Origin of the sequence: Celeribacter baekdonensis, assembly GCF_003047105.1 — a bacterium.
Classification (GTDB): domain Bacteria; phylum Pseudomonadota; class Alphaproteobacteria; order Rhodobacterales; family Rhodobacteraceae; genus Celeribacter; species Celeribacter baekdonensis_B.
The window spans coordinates 1,515,620-1,527,683 of sequence record NZ_CP028475.1; the positions used below are offsets into that span (position 1 = coordinate 1,515,620).

The 12,064-nt window shown below is 59.6% G+C and carries 12 protein-coding genes; 1 reads left to right on the top strand and 11 read right to left on the bottom strand.

All coding sequences use genetic code 11. The features are described 5' to 3' along the window. Positions 1 to 152: 152 nt before the first annotated feature. The 7 genes from murB to ftsW all read right to left on the bottom strand — a co-directional run bounded on the left by murB (position 153) and on the right by ftsW (position 6,729). On the bottom strand, positions 153 to 1,124 hold the full coding sequence (gene murB, locus DA792_RS10875; RefSeq protein WP_107719964.1) for a UDP-N-acetylmuramate dehydrogenase: 972 nt from the start codon (positions 1,122 to 1,124) through the stop codon (positions 153 to 155). Beyond that, entirely contained in the window at positions 1,121 to 1,381 is a 261-nt protein-coding gene (locus tag DA792_RS10880) for a DUF2484 family protein (RefSeq protein WP_107722665.1), read from the bottom strand. The genes murB and DA792_RS10880 overlap by 4 nt, the downstream gene beginning before the upstream one ends. A gap of 23 nt (positions 1,382 to 1,404) precedes the next feature. Next, positions 1,405 to 1,743, bottom strand: coding sequence for a DUF2484 family protein (locus tag DA792_RS23260; protein ID WP_107719965.1), 339 nt, complete (start codon positions 1,741 to 1,743; stop codon positions 1,405 to 1,407). Continuing rightward, entirely contained in the window at positions 1,680 to 2,867 is a 1,188-nt protein-coding gene (locus DA792_RS10890) for an APC family permease (RefSeq protein ID WP_107719966.1), read from the bottom strand. Before DA792_RS10890 ends, DA792_RS23260 begins: the two co-directional genes overlap by 64 nt. 124 nt (positions 2,868 to 2,991) lie before the next feature. Further along, the gene (gene murC / locus DA792_RS10895) at positions 2,992 to 4,395 is read right to left on the bottom strand and encodes a UDP-N-acetylmuramate--L-alanine ligase (protein WP_107719967.1); all 1,404 of its coding nucleotides are present in this window, start codon (positions 4,393 to 4,395) and stop codon (positions 2,992 to 2,994) included. A gap of 53 nt (positions 4,396 to 4,448) precedes the next feature. Further along, complete coding sequence (gene murG, locus DA792_RS10900) at positions 4,449 to 5,549, bottom strand: undecaprenyldiphospho-muramoylpentapeptide beta-N-acetylglucosaminyltransferase (protein WP_107719968.1); 1,101 nt, start codon at positions 5,547 to 5,549, stop codon at positions 4,449 to 4,451. A 13-nt stretch (positions 5,550 to 5,562) separates the two neighbouring features. Continuing rightward, the gene (gene ftsW / locus DA792_RS10905; protein WP_107719969.1) at positions 5,563 to 6,729 is read right to left on the bottom strand and encodes a putative lipid II flippase FtsW; all 1,167 of its coding nucleotides are present in this window, start codon (positions 6,727 to 6,729) and stop codon (positions 5,563 to 5,565) included. Between the two features lie 253 nt (positions 6,730 to 6,982). Between ftsW and DA792_RS10910 the strand changes: the two genes are divergently transcribed. Next, positions 6,983 to 7,915, top strand: coding sequence for an L-lactate dehydrogenase (locus DA792_RS10910; protein ID WP_107719970.1), 933 nt, complete (start codon positions 6,983 to 6,985; stop codon positions 7,913 to 7,915). A gap of 11 nt (positions 7,916 to 7,926) precedes the next feature. Here the strand turns inward: DA792_RS10910 and DA792_RS10915 are convergent, their stop codons facing one another. The 4 genes from DA792_RS10915 to mraY all read right to left on the bottom strand — a co-directional run bounded on the left by DA792_RS10915 (position 7,927) and on the right by mraY (position 12,052). Beyond that, complete coding sequence (locus tag DA792_RS10915; RefSeq protein ID WP_107719971.1) at positions 7,927 to 8,646, bottom strand: hypothetical protein; 720 nt, start codon at positions 8,644 to 8,646, stop codon at positions 7,927 to 7,929. Next, positions 8,583 to 9,116: a hypothetical protein gene (locus tag DA792_RS22245; protein WP_159075249.1), complete on the bottom strand. Its 534-nt coding sequence runs from the start codon at positions 9,114 to 9,116 to the stop codon at positions 8,583 to 8,585. Before DA792_RS22245 ends, DA792_RS10915 begins: the two co-directional genes overlap by 64 nt. A gap of 248 nt (positions 9,117 to 9,364) precedes the next feature. Next, positions 9,365 to 10,762: a UDP-N-acetylmuramoyl-L-alanine--D-glutamate ligase gene (gene murD / locus DA792_RS10930; protein ID WP_107722666.1), complete on the bottom strand. Its 1,398-nt coding sequence runs from the start codon at positions 10,760 to 10,762 to the stop codon at positions 9,365 to 9,367. 207 nt (positions 10,763 to 10,969) lie between these two features. After that, positions 10,970 to 12,052, bottom strand: a complete 1,083-nt coding sequence (gene mraY / locus DA792_RS10935) for a phospho-N-acetylmuramoyl-pentapeptide-transferase (RefSeq protein WP_107719974.1) — start codon at positions 12,050 to 12,052, stop codon at positions 10,970 to 10,972. Positions 12,053 to 12,064 lie beyond the last annotated feature (12 nt).

A 12,064-nucleotide genomic window follows, 5' to 3' on the forward strand; every position in this document is an offset into this window, starting at 1 on the left:
GGTGGCCCCTTTAGCTGTGAGATCTGTTTCGATCTCTTTTTATAAACGAGCCCTATGTTTGGCCCTGTCTTTCAGGGGTATATGTGACCCCTGCCATGAAAGAGCCTGATTTTGCGGCTCTTTTCAACTCCCCGTTTGTGGGGAATGCACTTTTACGCGTTTTGCTCTGTAGATGATTCGGATGCAAGCCCATCTTCGACAGGATCGCCCAAAAATTCACCAACGCGCTTGATTTCCCATTGTAACGCGAGCCCGGCGTTTTGGAATACCCTTTTTCTCACCGTCTCTCCCAAAGTTTCAAGATCATGCGCGGTGGCCACACCCGTGTTGATCATGAAATTGGAATGTTTCTCGCTCATCTGCGCGCCGCCAATGGCAAATCCGCGCAGGCCCGCGTCATCAATCACTTTCCATGCCTTCAACTCATGGCTGTCATCCGCCTGCCCGGTCGAGGAAAATCCCGCCGGATTGCGAAAGGTCGAGCCCGCAGAACGCTCTTTAACCGGCTGGCTCGCATCGCGTTTGGCCAATTGATCGGCCATGCGCGCCTCTAACATTTCGGGATCGGCGGCTTCGGCCTCGAATGTCGCCTCAACGATCACCCAGCCCTCGGGCAGCTCGGTTTGACGGTAGCGGAATTGCAAATCATCGGAGGTCAGCGTGACCAGTTCGCCCGCCCGCGTCACCGCCTGGGCCGAGACAAAATGATCCGCCACATACGACCCGTAGCAACCCGCATTCATCCGCACCGCGCCGCCAATCGCGCCGGGTATGGTGCGCAGGAAAGTCAGGTCCAGCCCAGCGGCCGCAGCTTTGCGCGCGACATGGGCATCAAGTGCCGCAACACCTGCGGTGATACGGGTGCCGTCGATGGCGATCTGATTGAAGCCGCGCCCCATACGGATCACCACAGCGCGGATGCCGCCATCGCGCACGATCAGATTGGACCCCACACCCATCGGGAACACCGCCACACTGGCGTCAAGGGCGGCCAAAAAGCTCTGCAAATCCGCCAAATCCGCCGGTTGAAACAGCGCATCCGCAGGCCCGCCAACGCGCAGCCACGTCAGATCGGCCAAAGCGCGCTGTTCGCTCAAGGTGCCACGCACATCAGGATAGGTCATTCGGCTGGGCCTTTTGTCATCGCGCCTTTGATCCACCGGCCCAGATAAATCACCGGCCAGCGCAGGATCGACACCCCCGCCGCAAAGACGATGAGCCCGATCCATGGGCCGTTTTCATAGGTGACATAGCCCAAAAGGGGAACCCCAAGCGCAATCAGCCCGTAAGCAGCGGGCCAATGGGCACGTTTGGACGGAAACATGGCGATCACATTCGCCAAAATAGCCCAAACACAGGCCAACATCAGGGAGATCGTCATCGTCATAGCAAAGCCACTTTCTGTCAGCTTTTTCGGAACAATCGCAGGACGCGTTTCGCAACAACGCCCAACGGTTTTCGAAACAAAGACACGGCAGCAGCACAGGCACACACAACAGGCCAAGGTCCGTAAACCCGACCAGTCCAAATCAACAGCACAGGCAGCACCAGCAGAAGCGCGAATCCCGGACCGATTTGGTGGCGCAAAGGTAACGGAGCAAGGGCCATGGTGGCAAGGGCCCAAAGGCACAGCGCCACAATTGGCGTCCATGGCAACACGCCAAACAGCATCAACGCCATCACACGGCCCCGCCCAAGGCAAAGGCCGCCAGCGCCAAAAGCGCAAAGACCAACCCAACCCATGGCACCCAAGGCGCGATGCAAAACGGCGCTTTGGGGCGGCTGCGTTTGAGCAAAATCAGACTGGCATTGACCAAGGTGAAGACCAGCAACAGGATGGTTGACGTCACCCCCGCCAAGTTTGACACCGGCAAAGCCAAGGCCGCGCCGATGACACACCCGCCGATCAGCACCGTGGCCAAAACCGGCGTGCCAAAACGCGGATGGGCATGGCGAAACACCGACAAAACACCGCCGCTTTTGCCAAGACCAAACAACACCCGCGCGGCCATGACGACCTGCGCCAAAACGCCGTTGAGCGCCGCGATCACCGCAATGGCCGACAACAGCGCAATCGGCCCGCCCCCGGCCTCAAACACCAGCGCAAGCGGGCGCTCCGAGGCGGCAAGGTCTTCGATCGGAACGGCGCGCACAGCGGTCACGGTGACGCCTGCATATAAGAGCGTGGTGATGATCAGCGAGGCGATGATGGCAATCGGCAAGCTGCGCTCGGGGCGCTTGACCTCTTCGGCCATATTGACGATGTCCTCAAAACCGATAAAGGCAAAAAACGCCAGTGTCGCCGCCACACTGATGCCAGGCACATAGGGCGCGGCGGGCATCGACCAGTCGGGCGACACCGGCGCATGCCAGCCGGTCCAAACGACCAAGGCCAGCCCCGCCACTTCAATCGCCGTAAAAACGGCGGCCAGAGCAAGGCTCTCCAACACGCCAACACAGGCAACAACGACGAGAAACAGCCCAAGGCCGATGATCGCCCAAATCAACGGAATATCGACAAAGCTGGTCAGATAGCCTGCCCCACCGCGCAAGACGGCGGCGGCGGACACAGCGCCCCCCGCCACAATCGCCAGCCCGACAATCCGCCCCAACCAACCCGCACGAAACCCGGCCTCGACATAGGCCGCTTCGCCCGCGGCCTCAGGGATGCGGGTGGATAGTTCGGCATAAGACAGCGCCGAAGGGGCGGCGATGAGACCCGCCAACAAAAACGCCAAAGGCGCGTAAAGCCCGGCCTCGGCGGCCACGGCACCGACCAAAACATAGATGCCCGCCCCGACCATGACGCCCACGCCATAGGCCGTGAGCAATCCGGGGCCGATGCGCCGTTTAAGGGTCTCAGCCATAGTGACCTCTTTTCATGCGATAGGAATGCTCGCTGTTATCAAGCGCAGGATAACACGGCCCGCGCCACGACACCGTGACATGGCCCCCTGACGCGGATCAAGGCAGCGATCTTTGGCCTTTGATTTATGCCTTTTCGAGCCGCGCGGGCAAGCCATGTGCCCAGGTCGAAATCGTCCCTGCCCCAAGACAGACAACCATATCGCCGGGCCGGGCCTGCTCACGCACCAGACGTTCCAGATCCTCCTCAGAGGTCACAGCGCGGGCATGACGATGGCCGTGGCGGATCAGACCTGCGACCAAATCATCGCGGGACGCACCGGGGATCGGCTCCTCACCCGCACCATACACTTCGGCGATGCCGACCACATCGGCCTCGTTGAAACAGGTGCAGAAATCATCGAACAGAGTGTGCAGGCGCGAATAGCGGTGCGGCTGATGCACGGCGATGACGCGACCCTCAGAGGCCTGACGCGCGGCTTTGAGAACGGCGGCGATCTCGACCGGGTGATGGCCGTAATCGTCGATGATGGTAACGCCGTTGACCTCGCCCACCTTGGTGAAACGACGATTGACCCCGGCAAAATGCGCCAGCGCCGCTTTGATTTCGGCGGCTTTCATCCCCAAATGCCGCGCCACGGCAACCGCGGACAGCGCGTTTGACACGTTGTGATCGCCCGGCATCGGCAGGGTGCAGCCCTCGATCACCATATCCTCAGCGGCCAACACCACATCAAAATGCGCGACACCTTTTTTGTAGGTCAGATTGATCGCGCGCACGTCAGCTTGGGCGTTGAACCCATATGTGACAACCCGGCGGTCGGTGATTTTGCCGACCAAAGACTGCACTTCGGGGTGATCGGTGCAACAGACGGCAAGGCCATAAAACGGGATGCCTGAGACAAAATCATAGAACCCTTTGCGCAAGTTCTCGATCGTACCCCAATGTTCCATATGCTCCGGGTCGATGTTGGTGACAATGGCAATGGTCGCGGGCAGACGATTGAACGTCCCGTCCGACTCATCCGCCTCCACCACCATCCATTCACCGAGCCCGACGCGCGCGTTTGACCCGTAGGCATGAATGATCCCACCGTTGATCACGGTTGGGTCCAAACCGCCGGCATCCAACAAGGTCGCGACCATCGTCGTGGTCGTGGTTTTGCCATGGGTTCCGGCGATGGCGACATTGGATTTGAGGCGCATCAATTCGGCCAACATCTCGGCGCGGCGTACCACGGGCAGGCCTTTGAGGCGGGCGGCGTCCAATTCCGGGTTGCCCGGTTTGATCGCGCTTGAGATCACCACAACCTCGGCATTGTCCAAATTCTCGGCCCGCTGGCCCTCGTAAATCACCGCACCCAACTCTTTCAAACGGTCGGTGATTTTGCTGGCTTTGAGATCAGAGCCCTGCACCTGATAGCCGTGGTTGAGCAAGACTTCGGCGATGCCCGACATGCCGATGCCGCCAATGCCGACAAAATGGATGGCGCCCATTTCAATGGGAAGTTTGGTGGCACTCGCGTTCATCTCGGTCCTCGTTTCGTCACGTTTATATGTATGATTTGCGCGTTATTTGCGCCTTATTGGCTCTGTGCGGCGAGATGGCCGACCATATCGGCCAAATCATGCGCCGCCTGCGGCTTGGCCACGGACAGCGCCGCCTGCGCCATCATCAAAGCGCCCTCGGGATGGCCCAAAACCATCTCGATCTGTTCGCTCAATGCCTCTGCCGTCAACTGGCTTTCAGGGATCATGATTGCGGCATCCGCCTCGACCAACCCACGCGCATTCGCCGTTTGGTGATCGCCCGCAGCGGCAGCATAGGGGATCAGGATCGAAGGCCGTCCAATGATGGAAATATCCGCCACGGTCGAAGCCCCTGCCCGCGAAATCACCAATTGCGCCTCGCTCATGCGTTTCGGGATGTCGTCAAAAAACGGTCGCACATCGGCTTGGATGCCTTGGGTTTGATAAAACTCCACAACCCGGTCGAAATCTTCGGGGCGGGCCTGTTGGCTGATCCGTAAATTGGCCAACATCGCTTCGGGCAGCGCAGCAATCGCAGCAGGCACCACGTCTGAGAGGATGCGTGCGCCCTGTGAGCCGCCAATCACCAAAATCTCCATCGGATAATCGCCCGGCACAATATAGGGCGCGGCATATTTGCCCAACACGGTGGCGCGCACCGGATTGCCAACATGGACGCCCTGAACCCCTTCGGGCAGATGGGTCGGCCATGTGCCACAGGCGACGCGATCCACCCGTTTGGCAAAGACCTCGTTGACCCGGCCCAAAATACCGTTTTGTTCGTGGATCATCCGCGGCAGCTTCATCAAGGTCGCGGCCGCCACCGCCGGGATCGCCGGATAACCGCCAAAGCCGACCACAACGGCGGGTTTATCGCGCAGAAATTTGGTCATGGCGGCAAACACACCACCAACAAGACGCACAGGCACCATCGCCTTGGCCAACAGGCCGCCGCGCGCAAAGGTGGCCGAGGGCACGGTGTCGATTTCGACGTCAGGCGGGAAGGCCCCGGTGTAGCGCGCGCCCCGCGCGTCAGTTGACAATTTGACCCGCCAACCGCGCGCCAACATCACCTCAGAGAGGGCTTGGGCCGGGAACATATGGCCGCCGGTGCCGCCAGCGGCGATGACGATGAGGGGGGCAGATTGGGTCATGGTCTCTCTCTTTTCAGCGACCGCGCCGGAGCAGGAGGTCCCCGATCTCGCCTTGCGGCCGCGTGCGGGTAAAGGCCAAAAGCGCGCCAAGTGCAATGCCAGAGGCGATCACAGATGAGCCACCATAGGACACAAATGGGAGTGTCATGCCTTTGGCGGGCAAAAGCCGCACGGCCACACCCATATTGATGAACGCCTGAATGCCAAAGGCACAGGCAAGGCCGGTGCCAGCCAAGCGAATGAACGGATCGCGTTCGCGCAACAACCGCCACAGCGAGCGCACGGTGATTGTGGCATAAAGCGCAATGATGATCAGCACGAGGATCAGACCGTATTCTTCGGCGGCCACCGCAATGATGAAATCCGTATGCGCATCGGGCAGCGACCATTTCACCGTCCCCTCGCCCACACCGACGCCAAAAAAACCGCCCTCGCGAATGGCGTTGGTGGCATAGCCGATCTGGGTGGTGGGGTCGATGGCCGGGTTCAAGAACCCGTCGATGCGTCGCGCAAAGTGTTCGGAATTGTTATAGGCAAACATGCCGCCCAAGACCACGATCCCAGCAATGCCCGCGAGCAACATCATCGGCGCGCCCGCGACGAAATACATCACCCCCCAGGCAAAGAGGATCAGTGCGGCTTGACCAAAATCGGGCTGGAGCGCCAGTGCCACAACGATCACGGTCGCCAACATAAAGGAATAGAGCCGCCCCGGAGGGCCACCGATGTCTTGGGACGCGGCCATCAGCCAGGCGGCGGTGATGACGAAAGCGGGTTTGAGAAACTCAGAGGGCTGCACCGAGGCGAAGCCAAAGGAAAACCACCGGGTCGCGCCTTTGCCAAAATCCGTTCCGAAAATAGGCAACAACAGCAGCGACACAAAAGCGGCTGCAAACCCCAACACGGCGAAACGACGCACGCGGGCCGGGTCCATCATGGTGATCAGGATCATCATGGCCAAGCCGATTGAGCCAAAGAACGCCTGACGTTGAACGTAATAGAACGAGGCAAAATTGTTTTTCTGCGCCAAGGGCGGTGAGGCCGCTAGCCCAAGCAAAAGCCCGATGCCGAACAAGATGAAGACGCAAGACAGCGTCCATTTGTCGATTGTCCGCCACCAACGCGGAAGAACCGGCTCGCCAACCCGATCCGGGATGGAGCCATACACCATTTCTGTCATGGGACCGCCTACTGCCTCGTTTTTGCTCATCTGCCCGATTTTTCGGGTCTATCTGCCTAATCTAGCGTGTTTTGGCGCCCCGCGCTACTACAGATTGCGCGCTTTGGCGGCGTTGTGCGATCCTTCGCTGACGCCAGATGGCACCTTGGCACATATCGCAGACTGCGAATTGATCCCGGTCATTGATCCGATGGCAGAACCGCCCCATGGTGGCGCTAACAGGCATTTACAGCGATGAAAGCGGAGACAGGACATGAAAATCGGCATCGTCGGCGCGGGCATGGTCGGATCAGCGGCAGGCTACGCCATTGCGTTGAAAGGCACCGCCAGCAAAATCGTCTTTGTCGATTACAACGCCGCCTTGGCCAAAGCGCAGGCCGAAGACATTGCCCATGCCGTGCCCTTTGCCTCCTCCACCGTGGTGACCTCCGGCGACTATGCCGATCTTAAAGGCGCTAAAGCAGTGATTTTGGCGGCAGGGGTCGGCCAAAAGCCGGGCGAAAGCCGCTTGCAACTGTTGGCCCGCAACGCCGAGGTGTTTCGGCAAATCATCGGCAAAGTCTTGGACGCCGCCCCCGATGCGGTGCTGTTGATCGCCACCAACCCGGTCGACATCATGACCCAGATCGCCACGGACCTCTCCGGCCTGCCGCCCACCCGCGTGATCGGATCGGGCACGATTTTGGACACGGCGCGGTTTCGGCATTTGATCGGCGAACATCTGGGCGTCTCGCCCCGTTCGGTCCATGCCTATGTGTTGGGCGAACATGGTGACAGCGAAGTGCTATGCTGGTCGTCTGCGCGCGCGGGTGCTTTGTCGGTCAAAGAGTTTTCCGCCCAGATGCGCGTGCCTTTGACCGAAGGCATCAAGGCCAAAATCGACGACGGCGTGCGCAACGCCGCCTACACCATCATCAACGGCAAAGGCGCGACATGGTATGGCATCGGGGCCGGGCTTGAACGGTTGTTCCGCGCCGTGGCGCGCGATGAGCAGACGGTTTTGTCCGTGTCCATCGTGACACCAAAAGTCGAAGGCGTGTCCAACGTCGCCCTCTCCATCCCTCGCATTGTCGGGGCGCAGGGCGTCGTCGCAGACCTGTTCCCAGAGTTGGATGACGCCGAACACGACGCCTTGGGCGCCTCGGCCCGCTTGCTCAAAACCACGTTGGATGCGCTGGAATATTAAAGAAGCGCGGCTTAGTCCGGTGACATCGGACTAAATACAAGCGCGCTCACCGGCAGGCTCCGCTCTTTCGCACACACGCCGCGCGCCTTTGTGTCCGCTTCAATCGGCGCGAGCGCGCCGGACAGCTCGGGGAATAGATCACAGTCGATTTGTTTGCGCTGCGCACAGACGTCGTCATGCAACCGAGCTGCACGGATCATTGGGCAAAGAAACCCCGCGTCCTCCTCCATGTCCTCAAACAGGGCGAGCGCTTCGGCCGGAAATGTCCCGTCGAGCACCTTTTTATAGGCGTCATAGTCGTAGAATTTGCTCATCAGGTAGGATTTGAGACTGGCGGCGCTGTGATTGTCATAGACCACTGCATTGATCCGGTACGGCTCGGCCCGCGCCAACGCGGTGATCTCCCGCGTACTCATCAAAGAGGTCAAAAGCGGCAGGTCATATTTGAGCGCAAGCCGATCGTAATCAAACACATATTGATCATTGAGATAGGCCTCGTCCGACATCACCTGATAGGCCCGGTGCGCCATCTCTCGGCTGGCGGTCTGATCCACCAAAAGCACAAGCCCAAATGCATCGAGATCTGGATAGGCCCCGGATTCAAGCACCTCCTGCGCCCAGTCCCAACTCTCCTCAAACCCATAGGCTCGTGACAGTTCGCAGCGCGTCACAGCCTCTTTCGGAGCATTCGGAACACGGTCGGCATAGGTGGCGCAGGTGTCTTTGACCATCGCCCATGTCCCGCCCAACCGGACATGATCAGCCCGGTCGCGCGCGACAACGTGCCCGCGTTTGAGTCTGCGTTTGGGTCTGCGCGCATAACTGCCCCGACAATCTCTTCGCGGCGGCGGCTTTGGCCGTTTGGATTGGACAGCATGATCAGCGCATCAGAGGTCGGGATCAACCGGGGCCGCGCCTTATATGCGGCCTCTGCCAAACCCCAAGCGTGGCTTTGAAGTTCCGAAAAATCACGCAATGCGGCGGAGTAAACGTCGCGTGCGTCGCGCGGACCACGGACCTGCCAACTCGCGGCATTGAGGCTAAAGGCCTGCGCCGTCTGCGCAAAGACCGAGGTCGGGTAGGCCGCACGCCAGTCCTCTATAAAGGAAATCGTGGACGGGTGCATTTTCGAATTGCCCAAACAAACAACGCAGATCATCTGCGCTGCGCCGCCCCGCGTCAAACAGGTCCTGACTGTCATTCAAAATCTGTTCAACGCGCTCAATGTCATGCCCATCAATGGCCTCGCGTGTCTCGGCATAATAAGGGGCCTTTTCGCAGGCGCTTGCCAGGGTTGGGGCGAGGGCTTGGGTCAGAAAAAGGATCGAGAAAACGAAACGAAGCATATGAATATCCACACTTAATTTCGCATGTTCTCCTGCGGTTTTATGACCTCAATATGGCATACTGCAGCGTTTAAATTGGGGCGGGCCTGACATCCCGCCCCTTTCACATCAGCTTTTCGACCTCAGCGGCAAACGCCTCGCCGCGTTTTTCAAAGTTTGGATATTGGTCAAACGAGGCCGCAGCAGGCGCCAGCAAAACCGTATCCCCCGGCTCCGCCTCGGCGCTCGCTTTTGCCACGGCCACCGCCATGGTTTCGCAAATTTCATAGGGCACATCGCCAATTTGCAGCGCGAAATCACGGGCGGAAAAGCCGATCAGATACGCCTTGGCCACTGCGCCCAAATGCGGCTGCAGCGCCGAAATACCGCCCTCTTTGCCCATCCCTCCGGCAATCCAGCGGATGCGGGGGAATGCCTGTAACGCCTTGGCCGCCGCGTCGACATTGGTCGCCTTACTGTCATTCACATAGCGCACATTGTTCAACTCACGCACAAGCTGTGAGCGATGCGGCAAGCCCTTAAAGGAGGCGAGCGCCGCCTCGATGATCTTTGGCGGCAGGTTGAGCGCGCGGGCCGCGGCATAGGCGCAACAGGCATTTTGATGGTTGTGCGCGCCGGGCAACCCAGGCATCTCGCGCAGGTCAATCGAGACCGCTTGCCGCCCCTTACGCCATTCGGACAAGAACCCTTTGCGGGCAAAAATATTCCACCCCGGCCCAGCCAGTTTTTGCCCCGACGACACACGGATCAGACGGCTGTCCTCAAACCCTTCGACCAATTGATTGGCCAAATAACGGCCCTCATTCTCATCCACACCAATCACCGCGCGGTCCGGCCCGCCCTCGGCAAAGAGCCGACGTTTGGCGGCAAAATAGCCCCCCATCCCGCCGTGACGGTCCAGATGATCCGGCGACAGATTGGTGAACACCGCCACATCGGGGGTGAGCGATCGGGCAATGTCGGTCTGATAGCTCGACAGCTCCAACACGATCACCTCGCCCTCCTCCGGCGTCTCAATATCCAAGACACCGCGACCGATGTTTCCGGCCAATTGCGTCCGGTGGCCTGCGCTCTCGAAAATATGGTGAATGAGCGCGGAGGTGGTGGATTTTCCGTTCGACCCGGTCACTGCGATGACGCGCGGCGGCGTGTCATTGTCCATCCAATCTCCCGCCCCGAGAGAGCGGAAAAACAACCCGATGTCATTGTCCACCGGCACGCCCGCCTCCCAAGCCCGCGCGATGATCTTGTTCGGTTCGGGATAAAGATGTGGGATGCCCGGCGAAACGATGAGGGCAGAAACGCCATCAAACGCATTGGCTTTGCTCAGGTCATGGATGGTCAAACCCTCAGCCTCTGCCGCCTCACGCGCCTCCACCGAGTCGTCCCAACACAGCGCCTCGGCCTCTCCGGCCTCAAGCGCGCGCGCCGTGGCAAGACCCGAGCGCCCCAACCCCAAAACCGCCACTTTGCGGCCCTCATATCCGTACACAGGAATCATGTTTGCACCGTCTCTCTCTTTGCGTTCGACTATGTCGCGGGCCGACGTAAATGACCAGTGGCGCAAGAGGTCAAAGCCCCGCGCCGCCATGAGAGCCGCCATGAGAAAAGGGCAGAGTTGCCCCCGCCCTTCTTTTGTCCGAAAATATCCTGGGGTGAATGCGCCCGGCGCAGAGGGGCCGCGCCCCTCCCCTTAAACCAAAGCGACCTACCGCAGTTTCAGTGTCGCCAACCCGATCAGCGCAAGCACCAAGGAAATGATCCAGAACCGGATCACGATGGTCGGCTCAGACCAGCCTTTTTTCTCATAATGGTGATGGATTGGCGCCATCAGGAACACCCGTTTGCCAGTGCGTTTGAAATAGAGGACCTGGATGATCACCGAGAGCGCTTCGACCACAAAAAGGCCGCCGACAATGGCCAGAACGATCTCGTGTTTTGTGGCCACAGCAATCGCGCCCAAAGCGCCGCCCAAAGCCAAGGAGCCGGTGTCGCCCATGAACACGGCCGCGGGCGGCGCGTTGAACCACAAAAAGCCCAAGCCCCCGCCGATCAAAGCCGCCGTGAACACAAGGATCTCCCCCGTGCCCGGCACGTAATGCAGGCCGAGGTAGTCGGTGAAATCGACCCGACCGACGACATAGGCGATCGCGCCCAATGTGCCTGCCGCAATCATCACGGGCATGATCGCCAACCCGTCGAGACCATCGGTGAGGTTCACCGCATTGGCCGCGCCAACGATGACGATCATCGCAAAGGGAATGAAGGCGAAGGACATGTTGACCAGTACGTCTTTGAACACCGGCAGCGCCAGTTGATAGGCCAACTCATCGGGGTGCACCATCGAGGCCCAAATCGCAGCAATTGCCGCGATCAGAAAACCAAGACCCAAGCGCAGCTTGCTTGAAACGCCTTTGGTGTTGGCTTTGGAGACTTTGGCGTAGTCATCGGCAAAGCCAATCAGACCATAGCCATAGGTCACGAACAGCACGATCCAGACATAGGGAATATCGAGCCGCGCCCACAAAAGCGTCGAAAGCAACAGCGCCGTGAGGATCAAAAGCCCGCCCATCGTTGGCGTGCCGGCCTTGGCAAAATGCGTTTCGGGACCGTCATCGCGGATCGGCTGGCCCTTGCCCTGACGGCGGCGCAGCAGGTTGATCAAGGGACGGCCAAACAGCATCGCAAAGATCAAAGAGGTAAAAAACGCGCCGCCCGACCGCATGGTGATATAGCGAAAGAGGTTGAAAACATCGCCCCCGTCGGACAGTCCGGTTAACCAATACAGCATCTGCGTTTACCT